29 protein-coding genes are annotated in these 26,010 nt (G+C 36.5%); all 29 read right to left on the bottom strand.

Annotation, left to right across the window (positions count from 1 at the left end):
* Positions 1-2: 2 nt before the first annotated feature.
* The 29 genes from BUB48_RS10220 to nuoE all read right to left on the bottom strand — a co-directional run bounded on the left by BUB48_RS10220 (position 3) and on the right by nuoE (position 25,971).
* Positions 3-338 (bottom strand): ribosomal-processing cysteine protease Prp, encoded by a 336-nt coding sequence (locus BUB48_RS10220; protein ID WP_073026140.1) that lies wholly within the window; start codon positions 336-338, stop codon positions 3-5.
* 5 nt (positions 339-343) lie between these two features.
* Positions 344-655 (bottom strand): 50S ribosomal protein L21, encoded by a 312-nt coding sequence (rplU, locus tag BUB48_RS10215; RefSeq protein ID WP_073026139.1) that lies wholly within the window; start codon positions 653-655, stop codon positions 344-346.
* 186 nt (positions 656-841) lie between these two features.
* Complete coding sequence (locus BUB48_RS10210; RefSeq protein ID WP_073026138.1) at positions 842-1,894, bottom strand: alkaline phosphatase family protein; 1,053 nt, start codon at positions 1,892-1,894, stop codon at positions 842-844.
* A 174-nt stretch (positions 1,895-2,068) separates the two neighbouring features.
* Positions 2,069-3,553, bottom strand: a complete 1,485-nt coding sequence (locus BUB48_RS10205) for an Rne/Rng family ribonuclease (protein ID WP_139249965.1) — start codon at positions 3,551-3,553, stop codon at positions 2,069-2,071.
* Positions 3,554-3,583: 30 nt separating this feature from the next.
* Positions 3,584-4,285 (bottom strand): TIGR03936 family radical SAM-associated protein, encoded by a 702-nt coding sequence (locus BUB48_RS10200; RefSeq protein ID WP_073026137.1) that lies wholly within the window; start codon positions 4,283-4,285, stop codon positions 3,584-3,586.
* Positions 4,282-6,135: a TIGR03960 family B12-binding radical SAM protein gene (locus BUB48_RS10195; protein ID WP_073026136.1), complete on the bottom strand. Its 1,854-nt coding sequence runs from the start codon at positions 6,133-6,135 to the stop codon at positions 4,282-4,284. Before BUB48_RS10195 ends, BUB48_RS10200 begins: the two co-directional genes overlap by 4 nt.
* A 59-nt stretch (positions 6,136-6,194) precedes the next feature.
* A complete protein-coding gene (locus BUB48_RS10190; RefSeq protein WP_333782590.1) occupies positions 6,195-6,707 on the bottom strand; it encodes a site-2 protease family protein in 513 nt (170 codons plus the stop codon).
* An 18-nt stretch (positions 6,708-6,725) separates the two neighbouring features.
* Positions 6,726-7,025 (bottom strand): M50 family metallopeptidase, encoded by a 300-nt coding sequence (locus BUB48_RS10185; RefSeq protein WP_073026134.1) that lies wholly within the window; start codon positions 7,023-7,025, stop codon positions 6,726-6,728.
* 20 nt (positions 7,026-7,045) lie between these two features.
* Entirely contained in the window at positions 7,046-7,780 is a 735-nt protein-coding gene (locus tag BUB48_RS10180; RefSeq protein ID WP_073026133.1) for a M23 family metallopeptidase, read from the bottom strand.
* Between the two features lie 60 nt (positions 7,781-7,840).
* Positions 7,841-8,125 carry a cell division topological specificity factor MinE gene (minE, locus tag BUB48_RS10175; RefSeq protein ID WP_073026132.1) on the bottom strand — a complete coding sequence of 95 codons (285 nt, stop codon included), beginning with the start codon at positions 8,123-8,125 and terminating at the stop codon, positions 7,841-7,843.
* A gap of 15 nt (positions 8,126-8,140) precedes the next feature.
* Positions 8,141-8,941, bottom strand: coding sequence for a septum site-determining protein MinD (gene minD / locus BUB48_RS10170; protein WP_073026131.1), 801 nt, complete (start codon positions 8,939-8,941; stop codon positions 8,141-8,143).
* A gap of 24 nt (positions 8,942-8,965) precedes the next feature.
* On the bottom strand, positions 8,966-9,631 hold the full coding sequence (gene minC, locus BUB48_RS10165; protein WP_073026130.1) for a septum site-determining protein MinC: 666 nt from the start codon (positions 9,629-9,631) through the stop codon (positions 8,966-8,968).
* A 799-nt stretch (positions 9,632-10,430) separates the two neighbouring features.
* On the bottom strand, positions 10,431-12,911 hold the full coding sequence (mrdA, locus tag BUB48_RS10160; protein WP_073026129.1) for a penicillin-binding protein 2: 2,481 nt from the start codon (positions 12,909-12,911) through the stop codon (positions 10,431-10,433).
* 16 nt (positions 12,912-12,927) lie between these two features.
* Positions 12,928-13,428, bottom strand: coding sequence for a rod shape-determining protein MreD (gene mreD / locus BUB48_RS10155; protein ID WP_073026128.1), 501 nt, complete (start codon positions 13,426-13,428; stop codon positions 12,928-12,930).
* A gap of 65 nt (positions 13,429-13,493) precedes the next feature.
* Positions 13,494-14,312 (bottom strand): rod shape-determining protein MreC, encoded by an 819-nt coding sequence (gene mreC / locus BUB48_RS10150; protein WP_073026127.1) that lies wholly within the window; start codon positions 14,310-14,312, stop codon positions 13,494-13,496.
* A gap of 21 nt (positions 14,313-14,333) precedes the next feature.
* Entirely contained in the window at positions 14,334-15,362 is a 1,029-nt protein-coding gene (locus BUB48_RS10145) for a rod shape-determining protein (protein ID WP_073026126.1), read from the bottom strand.
* 15 nt (positions 15,363-15,377) lie between these two features.
* On the bottom strand, positions 15,378-16,076 hold the full coding sequence (gene radC, locus BUB48_RS10140; RefSeq protein ID WP_278308954.1) for a RadC family protein: 699 nt from the start codon (positions 16,074-16,076) through the stop codon (positions 15,378-15,380).
* A 41-nt stretch (positions 16,077-16,117) separates the two neighbouring features.
* Positions 16,118-16,708 carry a Maf family protein gene (locus BUB48_RS10135; RefSeq protein ID WP_073026125.1) on the bottom strand — a complete coding sequence of 197 codons (591 nt, stop codon included), beginning with the start codon at positions 16,706-16,708 and terminating at the stop codon, positions 16,118-16,120.
* 10 nt (positions 16,709-16,718) lie between these two features.
* A complete protein-coding gene (locus BUB48_RS10130; protein ID WP_084524478.1) occupies positions 16,719-16,970 on the bottom strand; it encodes a DUF4321 domain-containing protein in 252 nt (83 codons plus the stop codon).
* Positions 16,971-17,180: 210 nt separating this feature from the next.
* On the bottom strand, positions 17,181-18,155 hold the full coding sequence (locus tag BUB48_RS10125) for an RnfABCDGE type electron transport complex subunit B (RefSeq protein WP_073026204.1): 975 nt from the start codon (positions 18,153-18,155) through the stop codon (positions 17,181-17,183).
* Between the two features lie 34 nt (positions 18,156-18,189).
* Positions 18,190-18,762, bottom strand: coding sequence for an electron transport complex subunit RsxA (gene rsxA, locus BUB48_RS10120; RefSeq protein ID WP_073026124.1), 573 nt, complete (start codon positions 18,760-18,762; stop codon positions 18,190-18,192).
* A 13-nt stretch (positions 18,763-18,775) separates the two neighbouring features.
* Entirely contained in the window at positions 18,776-19,369 is a 594-nt protein-coding gene (gene rsxE / locus BUB48_RS10115) for an electron transport complex subunit RsxE (protein ID WP_073026123.1), read from the bottom strand.
* Positions 19,370-19,388: 19 nt separating this feature from the next.
* Entirely contained in the window at positions 19,389-19,973 is a 585-nt protein-coding gene (locus BUB48_RS10110) for an RnfABCDGE type electron transport complex subunit G (protein WP_073026122.1), read from the bottom strand.
* Positions 19,966-20,961, bottom strand: coding sequence for an RnfABCDGE type electron transport complex subunit D (locus BUB48_RS10105; protein WP_175548405.1), 996 nt, complete (start codon positions 20,959-20,961; stop codon positions 19,966-19,968). Before BUB48_RS10105 ends, BUB48_RS10110 begins: the two co-directional genes overlap by 8 nt.
* Before the next feature lie 11 nt (positions 20,962-20,972).
* Positions 20,973-22,310, bottom strand: coding sequence for an electron transport complex subunit RsxC (gene rsxC, locus BUB48_RS10100; protein WP_073026121.1), 1,338 nt, complete (start codon positions 22,308-22,310; stop codon positions 20,973-20,975).
* Positions 22,311-22,733: 423 nt separating this feature from the next.
* Positions 22,734-24,527: an NADH-quinone oxidoreductase subunit NuoF gene (nuoF, locus tag BUB48_RS10095; protein ID WP_073026120.1), complete on the bottom strand. Its 1,794-nt coding sequence runs from the start codon at positions 24,525-24,527 to the stop codon at positions 22,734-22,736.
* A 41-nt stretch (positions 24,528-24,568) separates the two neighbouring features.
* A complete protein-coding gene (locus BUB48_RS10090) occupies positions 24,569-24,934 on the bottom strand; it encodes a (2Fe-2S) ferredoxin domain-containing protein (RefSeq protein ID WP_073026119.1) in 366 nt (121 codons plus the stop codon).
* Positions 24,931-25,485: an ATP-binding protein gene (locus tag BUB48_RS10085; RefSeq protein ID WP_073026118.1), complete on the bottom strand. Its 555-nt coding sequence runs from the start codon at positions 25,483-25,485 to the stop codon at positions 24,931-24,933. The genes BUB48_RS10090 and BUB48_RS10085 overlap by 4 nt, the downstream gene beginning before the upstream one ends.
* Before the next feature lie 12 nt (positions 25,486-25,497).
* Complete coding sequence (gene nuoE / locus BUB48_RS10080; protein WP_073026117.1) at positions 25,498-25,971, bottom strand: NADH-quinone oxidoreductase subunit NuoE; 474 nt, start codon at positions 25,969-25,971, stop codon at positions 25,498-25,500.
* Positions 25,972-26,010 lie beyond the last annotated feature (39 nt).

Below are 26,010 nucleotides of genomic sequence, written 5' to 3'. Positions count from 1 at the left end.
AATTACACCTCCCTTTTAACTACAATCCTTATATAAGGTGAGTAATTTTTCGATATGTTTTCCAGCCCCATAACCATTGTATCCACTATTGCCGAAGCTTTAAGACTTACATCTCTATCTTCTATATGAGGTATGGAAAATCTCAATAATCCTTTGTCTATACAGTATTTTATGTCTAACTTAGCAACATTTATAAGGCCAAGTAGGGCTGTTTGAGTTAATGCTGATACTGCACTGCACACAATATCGCTGCCAAATTCGCTATAATCAGCATGTCCTGTAACTTCTAACCCTATTACCTTATCATCTTCCGACATGAAAATATTTACTGTAATCATATTTATTATGCATTGATCTTATCAATTTGAACTTTTGTATATGGTTGTCTGTGTCCCTGTTTTCTTCTGTAATCTTTCTTTGGTTTGTACTTGAAAACAATTATTTTCTTTGCTTTTCCGTTTTTAAGTACAGTTCCTTCAACGCTAGCTCCAGATATAACAGGAGTTCCTGTCTTGATTTCACCGTCTCCTCCTACTAAAAGAACCTCGTCGAACTTAACTTTTTCTCCCTCAGCATAAGGAAGCTTTTCTACAAAGATTACATCACCTTCAGTGACTCTGTATTGTTTTCCACCTGTTCTTATTATTGCATACATTAGGCATTGCACCTCCTTTAAAATAAGTCTCGCCGGACTCAAGGTAACATTTTAAAACCCGACCCGAGCGGATATGCCTACACCGTAATATTTTAACATAGGGGTTTTTCTTTGTCAAACAAAAGTATAATCAGGTTTTTAACCTCTTTCTCTAATAGCAATTATTTTAACCATTTTACCATTTATCTATAAATATTTTTGATTGCAAATAACATCTACCGGTCCCATTTTGTGCTTCCCTGTTATTGAACTTGTTTGATGATCCGAGGCTATTATTAATTTAATCCTCCCAATACTATTGTATATTTCATTTATAAACTCTCTGTCCAATCTCTCTATAAAAAGCACTTTTCCTAATATGTCTTTCCTATGAGAAACTTCGTCAGTTCCGTTTATATGTGCGATAACTACATCATGGGTTTCTATTTCCTTTATTACCATTCTTGCTTTTTCCTTTAAATCAGTATCTATATCACCAGTTGAGTTTTTAAGGTCAGGTATATGAACTTTCATTGCTTTTCCAATTCCCTTTACTATTTCCGCATTGCATATCAAGGAACATGTTTTCCCATGTAATTCTTCAAAAGAAGGCAGCTTTACAGCTTCAGAAACACCCCACGGATAAAACATATATTCATTATTGTTAACTACAAACTTATTGTCTTCAATAAACTTGAATAATTCTTCATTTTTCAAAAGATCTTTAGTTAAATCTTCAATACTCATACCCATATTCTCGTGGGGAGGTAAATCCGGTATTTCCATAATTTCTTCCGACCTTTTTAATATTAAAAGATTCCTGTAATCGCTTATATGATAAAATCTCAAATTTTCCACTGTCTTAATATTGTGAGAAATAAAAGCCATGTCACATCTCGAAAGACCTTCACCATTAAAGGATTGAAGTTTATTATCCATTATCTTCACTAGATTGCATCTCATGGCTACTTCATCTTCATTGACAATTATGTTAGAAGAAATAGCTTCTAAATATGCTCTGTTTCTAGGTATTATACTTTCCTCAACTCCCAACATAGACAAAATGCACGTCATACTGTCTGGATCTCTTTTATCAGGACAGAATACTTTTTTTATATGCACTCCTTGATCTTTAATTTTGTCTATAGTTGGTGTAAGAGCATACTCTAAAGGGGTTAAATTGCTTAATTCACTAATTCTCTCTTCACTCAAACCATCTAATATTATCAATATTGTTTTCTTATTATCGAAGTTAATCATAACTTTTTCCTATGCCTAACATTTTCCATAATATTTATCACTGAACTTTATGCAGTGCATATGCAAATTAGCCTACCGGTAATCAATCAGTGAGCTTTACTGCCAATCTGTTTTTATTTCATACTAACCATAAAAGGTAACATTTTATAATGTCATTGGCATGCATAATGTATTTTAATCATGTACTCTAAATTCATCTTTAGGTATGGTTTCATCAGGTATAATGTTTATGTCTTTATTATATTTTTCACTCAATGACTTTATTTCATCACCATAGGTACTCATAAACTCATAACCCAATTCCGGGTGTACATATATTTCTACTTTCCTGTTATCTCTATTGAACAATGCTTTATTTATCTCGAATTCAATTTTCTTGAATATGGTTTGCTTTGACAACACTTTTCCTGTCCCTGAGCAATAAGGGCATATTGACTGCATTATATTGGTTTTTGGTTGTACAACTTTTTTTCTTGTCATTTCCACTAAACCTAGATGGGTCATACCCAAAACATTGCTTCTGTTTTTATCTTTTTTCAAAGCATTCCGCAGTACTTCCAACACCAAATTTTCGTGTTCTTGGTCATTCATATCGATGAAATCGATTATTATTATGCCACCTATATCTCTTAATCTCAATTGCTTGGCTATTTCTTTTGCAGCTTCAATATTCGTTTTCAAAACCGTATCATGAAGATCCTTGCTCCCCACATACTTGCCCGTATTCACATCTATAGCAGTAAGAGCTTCTGTTTGGTCTATGACAATATAACCCCCGCTTTTTAACCATACTTTTTTTGAAATTATCTTCTCAATTTTTTCTTCTATTTTATAGTAATCGAATATCTCATAGCATTTATCAAAATAACTAACCCTTGGTTCTAGATCAGGTGAAGTCATGGATATAATCTCTAACGCTTTTTCATAATATTCCTTATTGTTTATGGTAAGTTTGTCTATTTCTTTGGTAAACATGTCTCTTACAATTCTAAAAAATAAGCTCATATCTTTATGTATAAGTTTTGGAGCAGATGTCTTATCACTTTTGCCAAGAATATTTGCCCAGAGTGTACTTAAAAACTCTATATCTGATTTTAGGTCAGATAGTGTGCAGCCTTCACCGGCTGTTCTGACAATAACACCCATATTTGTAGGCTTTACTTCAGCAGCTAAGGCTTTAAGCCTTTCTCTTTCTGCCTCATCTTCAATCCTTCTTGATACTCCGATATAATCTGCCGTGGGCATGAGAACTGCAAATCTACCTGGCAATGTAACGTGTGTTGTAGCTCTTGCGCCCTTACTGCCAATAGGATCTTTAATAATTTGTATAAGAACCTCCTGACCTGCCTTTAAATAATCTTCTATTCGTTGTGATCTGTTGCTTTCACTACCAACAGACGATACTGCATCATAACTGGATAAATCAGGAAGTACATCTTTCACATATAAAAATGCATTCTTGCCAGTACCAATGTCTATGAAGGCGGCTCCCATGCCTGGCAAAACATTTTCAACCAAACCCTTATAAATATTACCTACAATGCTTTGCCCTTCCTGACCTTCCATGTAAATCTCAACTAATTCATTATCTTCAAGGACAGCTACCCTTGTCTGTCCAAAACTGATATCCACAACTATTTCCTTGATAATAATCGCCACCTATCCTAAGAGAATGAATCGACCCTTTAGTTATTTTCTATCCACCAGCGATAATGGCACAAGTTCATGATCAATATTTGCGTAAAGCTCCACTCTTCTAATTTCCTTTATTTCAAAAATATCGCCCATAAATTTTCTCAGAGCTTCAAGCAAAAGATGCGGTTTTAAATTTGCTTTGCTGCCGCATGCTACGATACAATCTAGTGTTACATTTAGATTTTCTTGATGCAAAACATTAATTACTCTTATCATGGGTCTTATATCTACATCAGTGGTTTCAAAATTCTTCTTAGGCTGCTCCTTCGGCACAACTATGCTATTCTGAACCATAAAATCCGCAATCATTTTCTCTGCATCTATTAAATCCTTAAAAATAAGCTCTATGGAGTATCTTGCATCAGTAACCAATGCCATGGCACTCTTTGCCCTATCACGAAGTACCACTGCATCCACAATCTTAAGTCCCTGTGGCAGAGATTCGTTCAGTTTGCCCATTAAATCCTTTTCAGACATATCTTCATCCAAAACTATATCCAGATATTCTCCAATGCTTGTCACGCCAATACCAAGAGCAGATGCAAAGGACAAACTGGGATGGGGATTAAAACCTTCTGTATAATGAATGGGTACATGAGCCCTCCTCAATGCTCTCTGAAATGTCCTCATCAAATCCAGATGTGATATATATTTTGTCTCTGGCCCTTTTATGAACTTTAGTCTCATATTTATCATTTACATACCCCACCTTCCTGAAGCAAATTAATTCCACACCCCGTGCAAGCAATCCTGCAATCTCTGGTTGTCTCTCCTTTTAAGGCTTTTTTATATTCGCTCCTTAGATACTTCTTAGTAACTCCCACATCTATGTGATTCCACGGCAATACTTCTTCCAAATCTCTTCTCCTTATGGTGTAAAAATCAGGGTCAATTCCGCAATCTTCAAATGCTTTCAGCCATGCTTCATAATTAAAGTACTGATCCCAACTGTCAAATTTGCACCCTAGCTCCCAAGCTCTTATTAAAACCTTAGAAAGCCTTCTGTCTCCTCTGGCGAAAACTGCTTCAAGATAACTTAATTCAGGATCGTGCCAGTTGTATGTCAAACCTTTTCTTCTTAGCAATTGCTGGAGATGCTTCTGTTTCTCTCTCATGGATTCTATAGTATCCTGAGGTTCCCATTGGAAAGGTGTAAAAGGTTTTGGTACAAAACAGGATGTGCTTATAGTAACATTTATCCCCTTACCTCTCTGCCCCTTTGGTACTCGGTAATATCTGTCCAAAACTTTATTACCCAAATCTGCAATTCCCTCAACATCTTCCATTGTTTCTGTGGGCAAACCGATCATAAAATACAGCTTAACACCGCTATAGCCTGAATCAAAAGCTGCACCAACAGAATTTATCAAATCTTCTTCAGTTACATTTTTATTTATTACATCTCTCAATCTTTGAGTTCCTGCTTCAGGTGCAAAAGTAAGACCGCTTTTTCTTACTTTTTGCACATCCTGCAACAGCTTCAAAGATACAGAATCAATTCTCAAGGAAGGCAATGAAAGACCAATTCTGTCCTTTTCATACTTTGACATCAGCTTTTCAACCAATTGATTGAGCTTGGAATAATCTCCTGTTGATAGAGATGACAGAGATATTTCTTCATATCCTGAACTCTCAATTAATTTCTCTGCTATTGCTTCTAATTCTTCTAATGTTCTTTCTCTGACAGGTCTGTAAATCATACCTGCCTGACAGAATCTGCAACCTCTTGTACAACCTCTGAATATCTCAAGCATTATCCTGTCATGTACAATATCTATATAAGGGACAATAACTTTATCAGGAAAGTAAGCTTTGTTTAGATCTTTAACAACTCTTTTTTTAATTTTTGCAGGTACCCCATCCCTGTTAGGCTTTATGGATTCTATTGTATTATCTGGGTTATAGGTTACATCATAAAAGGCAGGCACATAAACCCCTGGTATCTTTGATACCATATCAAGAAGCTCTTCTCTCTTAAGCCCTTGAGATTTCCACTGTCTGTAGACTTCCATAACCTCAGGCATTTGCTCTTCGCCTTCTCCAAGCATGAAAAAGTCTACTATCTCTGCCAAAGGCTCAGGATTATATGCACAAGGACCTCCTGCCACTACAAAGGGATCTCCCTCTCCTCTTTGGCTTGACAACTTGGGTATATCTGCTAAATCCAACATATTGATAATATTGGTATAACTCATTTCATACTGTAAAGTGAAACCTACAAAATCAAAATTCTTAATGTAATCTCTTGATTCTAAAGCAAAAAGTTTAATTCCTTCTTCCCTCATGACTTTTTCCATGTCTGGCCAAGGTGCAAATACTCTCTCGCAATATATATCACTTTGATCATTTAGCAAATGATATAATATTTTCATACCTAGATGGGACATTCCTACTTCATAAGAATCAGGAAAGCAAAAAGCAAATCTGATGTTTATATTCTTCGGGTCCTTATGAACACTATTCCATTCTGTTCCAATATATCTTCCGGGTTTCTCCACCTTAGGGAGAAGTTTTTCATAAATATAGTCCTTTATATTTAAATCCAAAATTAATCCTCCTGTTTTTCTTTAGTTTAGTTTTTTCATTATTAAAGTTCATCAATGAATCACTTTACTATATCCTTTATTTTACCATAGTATCCGTATTTCAGAAAGCCATCCATTATGTCTGCTTCACAAAGTTCCTTTAGCAACTCACCCTTTTCATCGTACACCATTACTTTGCAAATATTTCCAGGACTGAACTGATCAACAATGCTTCTAATGTAAGTTTCCTTCGAAGCATTTAATTGTGTTACATGCAAGTTATGAATCTTCTTCATTTTTTTATTATTTCTATTTAATAAATATATATAAGAGCAGTTTTTTTCTTCCTTAAGAGCGCCAATAAATATAAAGAATCCTGCAAACATATAGCTTAAGGCGGTTTGCCCATTAAGCATCAGCTTTATATTATATAGAATAATCAGGATTGAAAGCATTTTCCCCGATCTTGTCATTATTTTGGTAGCATATTTGTAACTATATCTTGATAATAACAGATTCCTTACTACGCTTCCTCCATCCAAAGGCAGTGCTGGAATGAGATTGAACAGCAAAAGAGCCATATTATACTTTATTATTGTGCTGCTAAAGGATCACTGCTTGCCAAAAAAATAAAAAGACATTGCTATCAGCATGCTTGTAATAGGTCCTGCTAAGGCAACAAAAAGCTCTATTTTCCCTCCATATTTCGATATATTCTCTGCATAAGCTATGCCTCCAAATGGATAAAGCTGTATCTCCAACACTTTTATATTAAAAAACTTTGCTACTATGCTATGTCCCAACTCATGAAGCAGCACGCTGAAAAAAATAATTATAGCGTTTTGCCAAAAACTAAAATATATGCTAATAAATAAAAAAAGGATAAAAGATATATTTATTTTTATCCTCACAATAAGAACCTCCCATTTAGTCAGGGATTATCTATTTTATCTAATGGATTTACCGGTTCACCATTTTCCCAAATTTCAAAATGCAGGTGGACTCCAGAAGCTAAGCCTGAATCACCCACTTCTGCAATGATATCTCCTTGTTTAATCTTTTGATTCTGCTGCGCAATAATTTTTGAGCAATGAGCATACAGAGTTCTATATTCTCCATTAACAATCCATATGTATTTCCCCAATGTAGGATCCTCTCCCACCTCAGTAACTATACCTGACATAGAAGCCTTTATTTTATCCCCGTATTGGCCTGAAATATCTATTCCATTATGTGTTCTAACAGTATTGAATACAGGATGTACTCTTTGTCCAAACTGAGAGGTTATTTCACCTTCTACGGGCATTATAAACATGCTACTGTCGCTGACAGGCAGAGTAGGAGTTTCATTCTCAAACTCATTGTCTTCCTGCAATAGCTTTGTACCTTCTATAACATCCATAACACTTTGAAGATCAACCTTCCAATTTATAACTTTCTTAATGCTTGAGGTAAAGTTCTTTGCTATATTTATGTTTATGCTGTTAATGAGCAGAACAACGGCCAATATGATAAGCGAGATAAAAATCTGGAAGAGCAACTTGTCAAAATAGTTTCTATCCTTTCCAAACCGAGGCAGGAAAATATCTCCCATCTTTCTGTATTCATTTATGTACCTTGGTCTTGGTAGATTTTCATCGTTGAAGTTAAATCTGTCGTTATCCATATTATCCTCCTCCATTGTTTTTTCTCTAATATATATGGGTCAAGGAGGATAATTATGCCTCTATCTAATATTTTCTTTCATCTTCTTTATAGGAATATTAGCCACTAAGGCAGGTATGGTAGAATTATCGTTTTCCCTCTTTGTACGTGTCAATTTAATCTCTAGTCCTGTCTCATCAATTTCAATATAATCCGTTAAAACATCCATTATTTCACCTTTTATCATTTCCAGAAATTGAGGAGACACATTGGCTCTGTCATGTATTAAAAGGAGTTGAAGCCTTTCTTTAGCTATGTCTTTGCTGTTGCTGCTTTCTCCTTTATTGAAAAGCTTGAACAAGTCCATTTATACTCCTCCATTCTATTTCTTTCTAAAACCAAAAACCTTTGCCAGCTTAGCCATGAATCCTTCATCCGTATCCAGATTCATAAATGGCACATTTTCTCCCAATATTCTCTTCACTATATTCTTATAGGCTTGTCCTGCCAGTGATTTGCTTTCTGATATTGCCGGCTCTCCACGATTGGTTGATACAACAATATACTCATCATCAGGGATTACTCCGAGAAGATCAATGGCAAGTATATCAACCATATCATCAATATTCATCATATCTCCTCTTCTTACCATATCAATTTTTACCCTGTTTATGATGAGTTGTGGATTTCTAAGTCCATTTGCTTCCAAAAGCCCTATAATCCTGTCCGCATCTCTTACTGCTGATACTTCGGGTGTTGTCACAACAATGGATCTATTTGCACCTACTATAGCGTTCTTAAAACCTTGCTCTATTCCTGCTGGACAATCTACCAGTACAAAATCATATTCTTCTGCTAATTCTTTAGTAAGCTTTAACATTTGCTCTGGTTTTACGGCATTTTTATCCTTAGTTTGAGCAGCAGGCATTAGATAAAGATTTGGATATCTTTTGTCTTTTATTAGAGCTTGCTTAATTCTGCATATCCCTTCAACTACATCAACAAGATCATATACTATCCTGTTTTCCAAGCCCATAACAACATCCAGATTTCTCAATCCAATATCTGCATCCAGGAGAACTACGCTTTTGCCTTCCAAAGCCAAGCCAGTTCCAAGGTTTGCTGTTGTAGTTGTTTTTCCAACACCACCCTTACCCGAAGTTATTACTATTACTTCGCCCATATTATTACCTCCATTGCTAATTAATTATTTCTTGACCAGATAAGGTTCCACAATAATCATACCTTGCTTGACTACTGCCATCTCAGGTACCTCTGATTTATATTTTTTTTCATCCGGTGGTCTGTTAATAATATCTCCGATTCTTAATTGCATAGGTTCCATTTTATATGCCGCTATGTATGTACTATAATCCCCTTGTGTCCCCGAATGAGCTGTACCTCTCATATTTCCCATCACAATAATGCTTCCCGTAGCTTCTAAATAGGCACCTGGATTTACATCTCCCAACACCACTATGTTTCCATCGAATTTAATCAGCTGTCCTGATCTTATAGTTCCTTTTATGAAAAGAGCCTTTTCCTCGTCTCCTAAAGGCTGCTTGACAGGCTCAGGAATTGGTTGGTCTTTTTGATCTTCCTTGGGAAATACGTCATTCCTACATAGACTTTCATAATCTCCTAAAAATTGCATTCCGTATTGATTTTGCAATATATCAACCAGTTCTTCATATTCTCCGGGAGTTAAGCTTTTTCCCTTAAAATTCACTATCTTTGCTCCTTCAAAGAAGCGCTTGGACGGTTTAATTTTATTCTCCAGTTCATGGACTATATCATCAAAGATCATTTCTTCTTTAAGTACTATATACAACCCCTCTTTAGTTCCTTTAAATACTATTGCATCGTCTTTCATCAGTATACCCCCATGAAGTTAACTATCTTATATATTTTCTTCAAATATTTTGTAATTCCTTCTTTTTCTTACGATATTTCGTATATTATTGGTTGTGTGGTCTAGGGGATTACTTTTGCGTCCTGGTTCGTGGCGCGGGGAATGCGGTGTTAGGGTATGTCTCTGGGTTTATTTTTAAGAACACTAAAAAACACAAAAGTCCACTAAAATAATAATATATAGTTATTTAAGGTTTTATAGCCAAACTAAGGGATATATAATATCGCATAAGGTATTAACTTTTGTAACTCTAATGCTCATCTAAAAGAAAATCCTAACGGCGCAAAAACGGGCATCCACGACCTACGCTCCGCATATTTGCGCCTAGCGCAGCCTCCATGCTGCTCTTACGAATTCTCTATTTTAGATTTCACGAAGAGTCACTGACAAAGTTAATAAATATGTTCTTTTATATATCCCTTAGATTTCAGTGTAGTTTACTCCGATGTGTAGCCTGTGGTATTCCTTTCCTGTCCTTTGGCATGCTACGAGTTACGAGAGTTCGAGTATTCCTCTTGGGTTTGCTTTCTTAGAGTATACTCCCGGAATAACAACTTTTATATCTTAAAAAGCTTTACTTACTAAAGAATAAGCATATGTGCAATTCTTTTATATTAATTTGCACATATGCTTATTTAATTACTGAGAGCCTATTAGTATTTAAAAAAGAATACCCTCCGTGTTAATCCTTGATTACAGCCGTGCTAATCTGTGTTCCTCAATAAGCCCCTATAGAAATACCTTAGGCAACGCGACCATCCTATGGTTGTAGTTCATTATAGGGTACAACATAGTCCTGAACATCTTCTGAAGCTAAATATTCTTCTATTATTGCTCGGGCAATCGGAGCTGCGCCGCTTCCAAATCCTCCTTGGAATACAACTGCTACCACAGCTATCTGTGGGTTTTCATAAGGAGCAAATCCTACAAACCATGAATGGTCATTATAATCAACATACAGTTTAGGATTGTTTACAGGATCAGGTCTGTATTTACCTGCTTCTGCGGTACCGGTTTTGCCAGCTACAAGTATTTTGCTATCTGCAAAGGTACTCCTTGCAGTTCCTCCTGATTCAGTAGTAACAGCCAACATTCCTCTTTTGATTGCTTCTAAGTCAGCAGGATCAATGTCCAGCTTTTGAACCACTTCCGGTTTCTTCTCTAGCTTAACAGTTCCGTCATAAGCTATGACCTTGCTTACAATATGAGGTTTATATCTTGTACCACCATTAGCTATGGTTGCTACATAACAAGCAAGCTGGAGCGGGGTCACATTATTTAAACCCTGGCCTATAGCTGCATTCAGCACATCACCTGGACGATACTTGCTTTCTGTCACATACCAGATTATCTTATCAATATGCCTGTCTTCAGTAACCCCCAGCTCTCTTATACGACCCCTCATTTCCTTGTAGAATAAATAATTTGTTTGACCTTCAGCAGGCTTTTCGTAAATCATAGCTTTTATCTTGTTCTTCGCCTCTTCATCTTGCAGCTTTACAGTATATGTTAAATAGCTATCTATATATCCTTCATATAATTTCTGCTTATGTTTAGGACCTTCCACCATTCCTTTCGCCTCAAATGGAAGTTCTATTCCTGTATATTGGCCAAAACCATATAATTCTGCATACTTTTCAAACAGTTCTCCCCCAAGTCTTCTTCCTGTTTCAAAAAAGTAATTATTACAAGATACCTTTATGGCCTTTAGGAGATTAGTAGCTCCATGTACCGCTCCATGGGAATCTGAAGGTGAAACACCCGCTACTCCTGTATATCTGCCTCTGCATATTATGGATTCATTAATACCTATTTTATTTTCTGTAAGTCCCGCTGTAGCTGTCAGCATTTTAAATGTTGATCCAGGTGGTAGGGGATAGGATATAGCATTATTTATCAATGGCTTTGGTGCATATCTGTCATCAGTGGCAGGCTGTAATGAAGCCCAATCTTTACTGCTTATTCCTGAAGCAAATAAATTGGGATCAAACTTGGGTTCGCTTGCCATAGCAAGTATTTCCCCGGTATTGACATCTATAGCTACTACAGCACCAGAATATGTCTGTGGATAAGGCTTTTTATTTCTAACATCATTTATGGTATTTTTTAGGGATTCCTCTGCCACTTTCTGAAGCTTTGATGCAATAGTTAATACAACAGTATCTCCTGGCATAGGCTCAACTTCAGCAATTGTATCTATAAGAGTACCTTTTGCATCTACTTCTATCTGCATTGAGCCATCAGTACCTTTTAAATACTCTTCCATACTATACTCTATACCCGATTTGCCTATCATATCCTGAGGGGTATAGCCCTTCTCCATTAACTCTTCCAGGTCTGAACTTATCTTTCCCAAGTATCCTAATATGTGTGACGCAAAATCTCCATTTGGATAATAACGCAAGGGCTTACTCATTATCTGAACTCCAGGTAAATATATTTTATTTTCTTCAATCATGGCTCTAGTCTCATCACTTATGTTTGTTGCAATTTCTATTGGTTCATAAGCAGGATATTTATTCTGCTTCAACAAGTATTTTACAGCCATAATCTTTCTGGCTTGTTCCACAGAATATGTAGCCAAATCAATCTTATATTTTTCTGCAAGTTTGTTGAATACATCCCATGCTGTATCATCTTCTGTAAACCCATTTTTAACTTTCCACTTTTTTTCTTCTTTCTTATAACTGTATTCATATTCATCAATTTTAAAAGGAAGTTCAACCTCATATTGGTTTTGAAGAGTGGAATAAGCTTCAATATCTATAGTATCTTTTGGAATATTATAGTCTTCTCTCAACTTTCTAAAAGCTTCTTCAGGTGTTGCATCAACAGGAATATTATATTTTTGCTTCCATTGCATTTCTTCATCTTCATAACTAAATCTAATTGGATTCATCAAAATAGGGATCTCATCTTTATACTTATCGCCATTTTGCTCAAGTATGTTTACCACTGCCAAAGCAATGTCATTAACTGTTTCATCAGGCACATTAGTTTTAAGGATGCTTAAAGAATAGCTTTGCTTATTTCCTGCCAAAAGCTTACCATATCTGTCAACTATTTTACCTCTATTTGCTGTTATATTGATGTTTCTTGTTCTAACTGTTTCAGATCTCTGCTTGTAGTAGTCTCCTTTTACTATCTGTAAATCTGCCAACTTAAATATCATCAATGCAAATATAAAGAATGTAATAAGCTTTATTATATTTAACCTGTCTTTAAAATACTTCTTTAACATCCTCTAACCACCTAAATCAGTAAATTTTATTATCCATAAATTTCTTTTCATCCAATTTAAATATTAGCCTATAGACTATTGGGCCTAATATGGCATTATATATGCTTTGAGGAATGATTATATTAAGCAGTGCATGAGTATAAGAAATCTCTGTTCTAGTAAAATACGTTATAATAAAAAATATATGTTGATATACTAAAACAGCTACAAAATTAAAAACAATCGAAGGTATATAACTGTCTTTAAATACATCATCATTAGATTGTCCAATCAGGTATCCCGTTAACATATATGAAAGACCATGGATGCCTATTGCATTACCATAAAATATATCCTGAAGCAATCCAGAAGCAAGACCAATAAAAGCTCCATAGGCACTTCCTCTCATAATTGCATAGGACGTTATCAAAAAAATTGTGAAGTCTGGTTTGATTCCAAAGACTCTTGTATATTGAAAAAGTGTAGATTCCAATATGAAATTTGTAAAAATAATAATCGCTATTACTAATATTCTCACAGTTTATCTCCTGCCAATTAAATATATAATCTCAATAACGGACGCCCAAAGGGCGCCCAATCATTCTAGTCAACCACATCAATTTTTTTAATAACAAATACTTCTTCTAATCTCTTAAAATCAACTGAAGTTTTGATCTTAACTATCTTTTGCAGCTTTCTTTCTTGTTTTTCAACACTTTCAACTTTGCCAACATACAAACCTTCCTCGAATGTACTGAAGTTAGAGGTGATTATATCATCACCCTTTACTATGTCCGATTCAAGAGGCATTATTGCAATCAATTCTGAATCTACGCTTCCAGAAACTATTCCAGTATCCCTGGTTCTATTAACTATAATACTGACAGAACTTCTTTCGTCAATAATCGCCATTACCTTAGAATAATTTGATCCTACTTCTATAACACGTCCTACTAATCCTTGTCCGGTTATTACGCTGTCATTTACTTCTACTCCATGTTTAGAACCTTTATCAATGGTAAAAATATCAAACCAATTACCCGGATCTTTCCCTGTTATGTTGGCACCTATATATTTATATTGAGGATTATTATTCTTAAATTCCAGTAAAGTTCTCAATCTGTTATTCTCTAATGCCATTTGATAAAGCTTTCTATTTTCTTCTCTCAGCTTAGTAATTTCTTCCTTGAGAGCCTTGTTTTCTGCTTTCATATTCTTAAGCTCAAAAAGCGTGCTGAAAGTATTTTTAAAAAACTCACCTGTTTTATAAAATATTTTCTGCACAGGAGTAATAGTACTTCCAATTATGGATTCAAAAGCTGTAGGTCTTGTCCTACCTTCGGCCGTCAAAGATACTGTAATTACAAGAATAAATACAGTAATTACAGTAATTACAGCCAGCTTGTTTTTTAAAAACCTCATGCGGTTCACACCCCAAAGCTATCATTTATGTTTAATACCATATAGTGAGTTGTTTATCTGCTCATATTGCTCCAAAGCTTTTCCTGCTCCCAAAACAACACAATCCAAAGGTGATTCTGCAATCTGAACAGGCATTCCGGTTTCTTTTCTTAAAAGAGCATCAATACCTCTTAAATTTGCTCCACCACCAGAAACCATTATTCCTCTATCCATTATATCAGAAGCTAACTCCGGCGGAGTCTTCTCAAGAGTGGCTTTAACCCCTTCAATAATTACACCTACAGGTTCTTTCAAAGCTTCCAATACTTCTGATGATGTTATGGTAATGGTTTTGGGAAGGCCTGTCACCAAGTCTCTTCCTCTTACTTCCATTGTCTGTTCCATTTCCATTGGGTAAGCAGAACCAATGCTTATTTTTATTTGCTCGGCAGTCCTTAGGCCAATAGCGAGATTATAGTTTCTTTTTACATAATTAACTATAGCTTCATCAAACTTATCCCCTGCAGATCTTATGGATTTGCTTGTTACAATACCACCTAAAGAAATTACAGCTATTTCTGTAGTTCCTCCACCAATATTCACTATCATGCTGCCGGTAGGTTCTCCGACAGGAAGCCCCGCTCCTATAGCAGCAGCCATAGGCTCTTCAATCACTTTCGCCACCTTTGCACCTGCCTGAAGAGCTGCTTCTTCTACTGCTCTCTTTTCCACTTCAGTAATACCCGAAGGCACGCTTACCAAAACTCTTGGTTTACCTATGGAAACATTTTTTGACACCTGTCTAATAAAATATTTTAACATACTCTGTGTAATATGAAAATCTGCAATTACACCATCTTTCATAGGCCTTATTGCCACAATATGCCCTGGTGTTCTTCCAATCATCTCTTTGGCCTCTTCACCTACTGCCTTTACAGTATTATTTTCTGTATTTATGGCCACAACTGAGGGTTCTCTTACAACAATGCCCTTACCTTTTAAATATACAAGTGTATTGGCTGTTCCTAAATCTATTGCTATATCCTTTGAAAAAGCATTAAATAAACCCATATTTTTCCTCCTTGGTCAGAAAAGATTTTTTTCCTTTAGACTAACATATACTCCATTGCCTATTATTATATGATCATAAAGTTCTATTCCAAGTATCTTACCTGCTTCACATATTCTTTTTGTCAAATCCACATCATCCTTGCTAGGTTGAGGATCACCGCTGGGATGATTATGCGCGAGTATTATTGCTGCACTGGATTTTTTTACGGCTGGGATGAAAATTTCTCTAGGATGAGCTAAAGAAGCAGTTAGACTTCCGATGGAAATTTCCTCGATGCTTATAACTTTACATTTTATATTCAACAATATTACTTTCATATGCTCCTTATTTAGATATCTCATTTCTTCCATGAGTATGTCTGCTGCATCCTTGGGACATCTTATATATGTATCATTCTCTGCACCATATTGAGATATCCTTCTTCCCAGTTCTGCGGCTGCCATAAGCTGCGTAGCTTTAGCTAATCCAATACCATCTATCTGGCTCAATTCTTCTACTGTAGTATTTGCAAGAAATTTTAACCCGTTATACTGAGATAGAATCCTATATGCTAAAGATAATGCACTTTGATTTTTTATTCCAGTCCTTAGTATTATTGCCAATAATTCCGCATTTGATAATGATTTAGGCCCCTTTTTGAACATTTTTTCTCTGGGGCGTTCACTCTCAGGCAGTTTTGATATTGTAACATTATTATTTACATAATCTATCACAAGATCAACTCCCCTTTGTGCATGCAGTTTTATTAACCGATTCACATTTTAGCTTTCTTGCTATATAAAAGCTTTAATCCAAACTTCTCCAATATTGTTGAAAGCTTATATACCGGAAGTCCAACCACATTGAAATAACATCCATCTATTTTTTCCACCAATAAGGAACCTAATCCTTGAATAGCATAAGCGCCAGCCTTATCACCAGGCTCTCCCGAATCTATATAAGCTTTTATTTCATCTTGAGACAATACTTTAAATTTCACCAGCGTTTCTTCATAGTCTGTAATAGCTATCATTTCAGGCGTCTTTATTACAGAAATTCCTGTTATTACACTGTGAGTTGTACCACTAAGCCTTGTCAGCATGACAGCTGCATCATCCTTATCTTTGGGCTTGCCCATTATTTCATCCTTATATACTATGGTATCTGCTCCTATTACAAGAGCTTCTTCATTAATATTTTTTGCAATACTCCTGGCCTTATTATGGGCAAATAACATTACCATTTTATAAGGATCTGATTCTACTTCCTTTTCATCATAATCCGATGGCTTAACTTCATATTCAACACCAAGCTGAGAAAGTATTTCCCTTCTTCTCGGCGAGTTTGAAGCAAGAATAATCCTCATATGTCTCCACCTACAATCTTCTATATACTATTATAGAAATTATTATTCCCAGTATCGAAAACATATTTATATTGAATGACAAACCGAAAGTTATTTTAAGTATTCTTAAATCATAGGTATGGGGAGTTACTCCTAAATTATATCCATATTTTAAAATAGGTATAAAATTCCCTAAAACTTCGCCTATGAATCCACCGACAATAATGCCGCATAACAGCACTAATAACAATACCCAACCATTTCCTCTTGTATTTCTCATCATAAATAACACCCCTTAGACAGACCTTTAAATTTTGATGTGTGCACATCAAAGAAGGTCTTTTATATTATACGGCATTATTCTATAAATTTGGTCAAAATCCTCCATTTCAGTTTATCACTATTGCATTATAACTTCAATGATATTATGAATATTACATAATGATGGAAAAGGTGGATACGAAAATCGCATCCACCTTTTCCATCACATATATTATCGCATTTCTATGGATTTTTTGGGGCACTTTACTGCACATTGAGCGCAACCTGTGCACTTATCTTCCAGAACTTTATGTTTCTGTTTGAGTTCTCCTTCTATAGCTTCAAATTTGCAATTCTTTTTGCATATAGTACATCCTATGCATAGTTCATCATTTATATATGCCTTTTTTCTTTTGCTAAAATCTGCATATATAGCCTTTGTGGGACATACTTCTGCACAAACCATACAATTTGTACATTTGCTGTAATCTATCTTAGCCAGGTTATTATCAAAGGTCATAGCTTCAAACTGGCAAGCTTTTACGCATTTTTGACATCCTATGCATCCAACCTTGCACACTTCAACAACTGCTTTACCTTTTTCAGTATTCTTGCACAAGACTCTTACCTGCTTAGACACAGGTACTAATTCGATTATGTGCTTAGGGCATGCTTCTATGCATTTCTTGCAGGCAGTACACTTTTCTTCATCAACAACTGCCACTCCATTTACCACATGTATGGCATCAAACGGGCATACTCTTTCACAGGTTCCAAGTCCTGTACAGCCAAATCTGCAGCTTTTGCTTCCTCCTGCCAGCATCTCTGCTGCTTTGCAATCCTGTATACCCTGATATTCATATTTCTGTTTTGCGTTATCGCAATCGCCTCCGCAGATGACTCTTGCTACCATTCTTTCAGTTTCCTCTGCGGTTACTCCCATTATTTCAGCTACCTTTTTTGCTAATTCAGCTCCTCCAACTGGGCAAGCGTTTACAGGAGCTTCACCTTTTGCTATAGCATCTGCCAGGGCATCACAACCTGCAAATCCACAACCACCGCAGTTTGCTCCGGGCAAAACAGCTCTTACTTCACCTACTTTAGGATCTGTTTCTACTGCAAATTTCTTTGAAGCATATGCGAGAACTACACCGAAGAATATTGCCAATCCTCCAAGAGTAGCTACTGGCCATAATATCTCATTTATCAAGGCAATTCACCTCTTTCTAAAGTTTACCTTATTACAGCAAGCCGCTGAAACCTAAAAATGCAATAGACATTAAGCTCGCAGTAATAAGAGCTATAGGAAATCCCTCCAAAGCCTTAGGATAAGGAGCTGTTTCAAGTCTTTCTCTTATGCCCGCAAAAAGAACGATTGCCAGAGTGAAACCCAATGCTCCTCCAATACCGTTAATCAATGTTTCAACTAAATTATAATTGCTATCAATGTTTAATATAGCGACACCCAATACAGCGCAGTTTGTTGTTATCAATGGAAGATAAACACCCAATGCCTGATATAATGTAGGGCTGGTCTTTTTTATTACCATCTCAACGAACTGTACTAGACCTGCAATAACAAGAATAAACGCTATGGTCTGCATGTATGCGATACCCAATGTATCCAATATTAATCTTTGCACTATCCAAGTCATTACAGAAGCCAACGCCATAACGAATGTAACTGCAAGACCCATTCCGACCGCAGTTTCAACTTTCTTTGAAACACCTAAAAATGGGCATATTCCTAAGAATCTGGAAAGGACAAAGTTGTTAACAAATATGGCACTTAAAAGTATTACTACTAATTTCATATTCTTGTCCCCCCTACGCTTTCTTAGCAGTTAATTTGTTCACAAGAGCGATAGTCAAACCAAATACAAGGAATCCACCTGGTGGAAGTATGAGAATCAAAGCAGGTTCGTATGAAGCTCCGAATATGGGCATTCCCAAGAATGTTCCGGCTCCAAATATTTCTCTTACTGAGCTTATGAGTAATAAAGCCAGAGTAAAACCAATTCCCATTCCTAGTCCATCCATTATTGAATTCAACGGTGGATTCTTGGATGCAAAAGATTCTGCTCTTGCAAGTATGATACAGTTAACAACTATCAAAGGAATAAATATTCCTAACGCACTGTCAAGAGCTGGAGAATAAGCTTTTATAAGCATTTGCACCGCAGTAACAAATGTAGCAATGACTACAACGTAAATAGGTATTCTTACTTCACTGGGCACAATCTTGTTTATCAATGATATGATAAGGTTGGATCCTATCAAAACAGCAGTTGCTGCTATTCCCATTCCTAGACCATTAAATACAGCAGTTGTTACAGCCAAAGTAGGACAAGTTCCTAATACCAGTCTTAATGTGGGATTTTCTTTAACAATACCATTAGTAAGATCTTTCAATAACTTCATTTTTTCACCTCCAAAATACTTAATTGCCTGATAATTCTTTTGCTAAATTAAGTGCCTGATTTACACCTTTAGTCACAGCATTTGATGTAATAGTAGCACCTGCAATGGCAACTATTTCATTATCTTTTGGAGTGCCATTTTTTATTACGCCAACACCGTCATTCCAGTTTTTGCCTACATACTGAGCTTGAAATTCTGGCTTAGTTGAGTTTTGACCTAATCCTGGTGTTTCACTGTTATTTCCTACATTAATACCAGTTACTTTACCTTCTATGTCAACTCCTACCATTACTTCTATCTCTCCACCATAACCTTTTGGAGCAGTTTTTATTGCATAGCCGATAACATTACCATCTGCCTTTGCTTCATAAACCTCTCTTATGGTATCATAGTCATCTTTTGCTAAAATCTCTGTAATCTCTTGTCCATCAAGCATTATAAACTCTTGGGCTTGAGAAAGTACGCTTTTTCGTGCATTTTCATTTGCTATAGCTGTTTGCTCTGCTATTTTATCAGCTGTAATATAGTTTGTGACTCCCAATACTACTGCTGCTACCATACAAACTATTAGAAGAACTCCTGTAAGCCTTACATAATCACGCACTTCTCTTCACCTCCCCAAACTTCTTCGGCATGGTATATCTATCGATTAAAGGAGTAGCAACATTCATCAGAAGTATTGAATAGGATACTCCTTCAGGATATGCACCATAAAATCTGATTAAAGCAGTAAGAATACCTGCTCCTAATCCCATTATAATCTGTCCTTTTGTTGTCATAGGACTTGTTGAGTAATCAGTTGCCATGAAAATAGCACCTAAAAATAATCCCCCGGCAAACATATGATAAACAGCAATATACGGATTAAAGCCACCAAGAATGAAAGAAAGAATTGCAACTGTTCCAATATATGTTACAGGTATTGTAATAGTTATAACACCTCTATAAACCAAATATATTCCGCCTATAAGCAATGCTAATGCAGATGTTTCTCCGATACATCCAGCAACATTGCCTAAAAATAAATCCATTATTGATGGCACAGTTGGAGCTGTTGCTGTCGCCGCTGTTGCCCCTGACATGCCATTTAGCATACCTGCCTGCAACGCAGCTAATGGTGTTGCGCTGCTTACTGCATCAGTTCCAGGTGTTAAGAATGCTGATGATGTCATTCTTACAGGCCATGATGCCAATAACATGGCTCTTGCGGCCAATGCAGGGTTAATAAAATTATGTCCCAAACCTCCAAAGCAATGTTTTGCTACAGCAATAGCAAATATGGCACCGATTGCTACCATACACAAAGGAGCTGTCGAGGGCACATTAAATGCCAACAAAATACCTGTTACAACTGCACTTAAATCATTTATAGTTACAGGTCTTTTCATTATTTTCTGCATTACAAACTCAGTTGCCACTGCAAAAACAACAGAAACTATAGTTACTATTAATGATCTAATTCCAAAATAATATATTCCTGCAAACAGTGCAGGCAATAATGCAATGATTACATCAAGCATTATTCTTTGAGTGGTCTCTCCTGATCTAATGTGAGGAGACGAAGTTACTCTAAACATAGTGCTATCCAACATAATACCTCCCATCACTTGGACTGCGCTTTTTTACGCTGTGCGGTAATCTCTCTCTTTGCAACCCTGATAGAATCAACCAAAGGCCTTTTTGCAGGGCAAATAAAAGAGCATGAGCCACACTCAATGCAGTCCATGGCATTCATTTCTTCCGCCTTATCAAACCTATCTAATAAGGAATAACTACTTATAAGCAACGGCATAAGGTTTATGGGACATACATTTACACATTTACCGCATCTAATGCAATTTGAGGGTTCAGGTAATTTTGCTTCTTCTTCAGTTAAAATCAATATACCGGATGTTCCTTTGATTACAGGGATATCAACTGAATACTGTGCAATACCCATCATAGGACCGCCAGCTATTACTTTCCCCACATTACCGCTAAATCCACCGCATTGCTCGATTACTTCTCTAAAGGATGTCCCAATTTTAACTAGCAGATTTTGAGGATTCTTTACGCCTTTTCCTGTTACAGTAACAATTCTCTGCACTAAAGGCATTCCCGTGTTTATTGCTTCCGCTATTGCAGCAGCAGTTCCAACATTGTTTACAACCACCCCTACATCTGCAGGCAATCCTCCGGAAGGCACTTCTCTTCCAGTACATGCATATATCAGTTGTTTCTCTGCACCTTGAGGATATTTGGTTTTAAGAGCTACAACTTCTATGCTCTTTTCATCTTTAGCCGCATTATAAACTGCTTCCAATGCATCAGGCTTATTATTTTCAATGCCTATAAATCCTTTGGAAACATTTAAAGCCTTCATTAAAGCCTTCAATCCGTAAACAACTGCTTGCGGATTTTCCACCATAAGTCTGTGGTCAGACGTCAAATAAGGTTCACATTCGGCACCATTTAGTATTACTGTATCCACAGTTTTTCCAGGAGGTAAAGCCAGTTTTACATGAGTTGGGAAAGTAGCTCCTCCCATACCCACAATTCCTGAATCTTTTATTATCTCCTTAATCTCATCTGCAGACAAAGTTTCAAGACTGCCCTTGGATTTAACAGTCTCTGATAATGTGTCCTGCATATCATTTTGAATAACTACACAGTTTACCTTTGCTCCGCCTGAATAAAGCCTGGGCTCTATTGCAATAACTTTTCCAGATACACTTGAATGTACAGGAGATGAAACAAATCCTTTTGGTTCACCAATTTTTTGCCCAACCTTCACTTCATCACCAACTTTAACAATTGGCTCGCAAGGTGCACCTATATGCTGCTGCATTGGTATAACAACAACTTCCGGTGATTTAGCCTTTACAACGGCTAATTTTTCCGTTGCTTCCTTGCTGTGTGGCGGATGAGTTCCTCCCTTAAAGGAAAGTGTTCTTATATTCATATTACTCACCCCTTATATTAATAACAATATTCTCACACCTGGTAGAATTATATGAGTTCCCCAGGATTCTAGAAGACATAATTCATAAGCTTGTATCAACTTTGCATACAATCATGGCTTCTAAGTTTATTGGTAATAAAATGCAATTTAAATGCAAAAAAATACTTTACTCACAAATAGCTACAATTCGACATTGCATTATAAAAACCTTTTCCATGATTGAAAAACACAATGTTTATTATTTAACAATGTGCATGCCTTTTAAAAGTTTCATTTTTCTTTATATTACAGTTTATAATTATAATGCTTTATCAATATAAATTCAATGTTTGTATTTTGGTAACTGCAAAGCAAAAAGCCGAAAAAAACCTAATTGGCTTTCTCGGCTCTCTCTATAATCTTTTTCTACCCTAATATGAAATTTTATCCTCTTGAAATTGCTTTAAATGGACACTTCTCTAAACAAGCCCCACACTTTATGCACTTACCTTGGTCGATAACATATGGAGTCTTAGGTTTACCTGATATTGCTGATACAGGGCATTGTTTTGCACATATACCGCAAGCTTTACATTTATCTTCAGCAATTATATATTGCAGTAAAGCTTGACATGCACCAGCTGGACATTTTTTATCTCTTATATGAGCCTCATACTCATCTCTGAAATATTGCAATGTGGACAATACTGGATTTGGTGCTGTCTGTCCCAACGCACAAAGGGCAGAAGCTTTGATATTCTTTGCAAGAGTTTCCAATCTCTCAATATCGCCTTCTTGACCTTTGCCTTTTGTAATTCTATCTAATATTTCCAGCATCCTCTTGGTTCCTTCTCTGCAAGGCGTGCACTTACCGCAGGATTCATCAACAGTAAATTCTAAGAAAAATTTGGCTATATCAACCATGCAGTTGTCCTCATCCATAACTATAAGTCCGCCAGAACCCATCATTGATCCAAGAGCTGTAAGAGTCTCATAATCAATGGGTACGTCGATCTTATCAGCAGGTATGCATCCACCTGACGGTCCACCTGTTTGAGCTGCTTTGAAGGCCTTTCCGTTCGGGCAGCCACCGCCTATTTCGTAAATTATTTCTCTCATGGTAGTTCCCATTGGTATCTCTACCAAACCTGTGTGATTGATCTTACCACCCAATGCAAATACTTTTGTACCCTTGGACTTTTCTGTTCCCATGGAAGCAAACCATTCGGGTCCGTTATTAATAATTGGGCATATATTTGCATAGGTTTCAACATTATTTAGCAAAGTAGGTTTTCCGAACAATCCTTTATTTGCTGGGAATGGTGGTCTTGGTCTCGGCATTCCTCTCTGGCCTTCTATAGAAGCTAACAGTGCAGTTTCTTCACCGCATACAAAGGCACCTGCTCCAAGTCTTAGTTCTATATCAAAATCAAACCCGGTTCCTAATATGTTCTTTCCTAACAATCCATACTCCCTTGCCTGATTAATAGCTATGCTAAGTCTTTTAACAGCTATTGGATATTCCGCTCTAACATATATGTAACCTTGGCTACCGCCTACAGCATAGCCTGCTATTGCCATTGCCTCCAATACTGAATGGGGATCTCCTTCCAAAATGCTTCTATCCATGAAGGCTCCTGGGTCACCTTCGTCTGCATTACAGCATACATATTTCATATCGCCTTGCGCTTTTGCAGTAAATTCCCATTTTAAACCTGTGGGGAATCCGGCACCGCCTCTTCCTCTTAAACCGGATCTTTTAACTATATCAATAACTTCCTCAGGTTTCAACTCGGTTAAGCATCTTGCCAATGCCTTGTAACCATCGAAGGCAATATATTCATCTATATTTTCTGGGTTGATGATACCACAATTCCTCAATGCAACTCTAACTTGCTTTTTATAGAAGTTTACCTGGTTTAAAGATTTAATTCTGTCCTCTTCAATAGTCTCAGCATACAGTAGTCTCTTTACAACTCTGCCTTTTACAAGATGTTCCTTGACGATCTCTTCTACATCTTCTGGTTTCACCAAACTGTAAAAAGCGGCTTCAGGATATACAATTACTATTGGTCCAAGGGCACATAGACCGAAGCATCCAGTTCTCTCAACTATTACTTCCTCATCTATACCATGAAGCTTTAACTGTTTTTCAAACTCCTGTGCTATTTGCTCTGAACTGGAAGATGTGCAGCCGGTTCCTCTGCATATCATGATATGGGAGCGATACATTTTCATTCCATAATACCTCCTAACTGTTTACTGGCCATTAAAAATATCTATTCTTCTGCACCTATAGTATAATCCTGTACTACTTTACCCTGCATAACATGCTCATTTACAACTCTCTTGGCCTTTGAAGGATTCATTTTTACATAAGTAACCTTTTCTTCTCCCGGCCTATACACTTCTACTATTGGTTCCAGTTTGCACATTCCAATGCATCCGGTCTGAGCTACAATAACATCTGATAAGTCATTCTTTTCTACTTCTTCCATAATTGCCAATAAAACAGGTCTGGCACCGGCAGCTATACCGCATGTAGCCATGCCTACAACTATTCTGGTACCCGATTGATCCTTTCTTAGGTTAATTGTATCTAATGTCCTTTTTCTGATTTCTTCTAAATCTTTTAATGTCTTCATATATTCGCACCTCCATATATACTATTGAAACCTTCCTTTAAATAATCCCTTATCCACGATAAAACCTGGGGCTCGTTAATTGGTACTTCACCTAAAACTTTCCTAACTTCTCTAGTGTCAAACCGCATTTCTCTTTCGTCTATAATATGCAAGTAAGTAATGTCTATATGAGGATTGCCCATAATCAAGGTCAGTATCGTATCAATCATATTCCCCAGGGGTGCTCGATCAATATGACTATGTTTAAACCAGCAAATAACCTTGGTACCTTTGCCAATCTCCGACTCTATTCTCAAGTCTCCTCCACAGCGAGTACAAGCTTCGTAAAGCAAAGGAATACCTAGACCAACTTTTCTTGTCTTTCTCCCTGTTACAAAAGGATCCTTTACTCTTTCAGTCATTTCCTCTTCCATTCCCCGGCCATTATCGGCGACTTCAATAATTAATTTATCTATCGCTAAGTTTTCGACAATTTTTATATCAATCAAATTAGCATCTGCTGCAATGGAATTTTGCACAATATCAAGTATATGGAGAGATAATTCTTTCATAACAGAATCCTTTTATCGATACTTTTTCAATATATCAGGTATATCATCAGGAACAAGCTTACCGTATACATCTTCACCTATCATCATGACAGGTGCAAGACCACAGCATCCGAGACATCTGGTAGCCTCGAGAGTAAATTTGCCATCCTCCGTTGTTCCTCCAGGTTCAACATTTAGTTCTTTCTGGAGTCTTTCGAATACTAATTGAGCATTTTTAACATAACAAGCCGTTCCCAAGCATACTCCTATTGTATATTCTCCTCTAGGTTTGAGGGTAAATCTTGAGTAAAATGTCGCTACGCCATAAATTTCTGCCAAGGGAATATTTAATTCCATTGATATTTTCTTTTGAGCTTCTTCAGGAAGATATCCAAAAAGCTCCTGAGTCTCATGTAGAACAGGCATTAAGCTACCTTGCTGGCCCTTATGATTTGCAATAATCTCGTCCAGCTTTTTCATTTTCTCTCTCATTCCAAGCTCGTTCATTAAAGAGTTCCCTCCCTAAAATACATTCTGAATATTGAC

The organism is Lutispora thermophila DSM 19022 (assembly GCF_900142105.1).
Taxonomy (GTDB): domain Bacteria; phylum Bacillota; class Clostridia; order Lutisporales; family Lutisporaceae; genus Lutispora; species Lutispora thermophila.
Note: the sequence above shows the minus strand (reverse complement) of the source record. Positions and strands in the feature narration are given on the sequence as shown.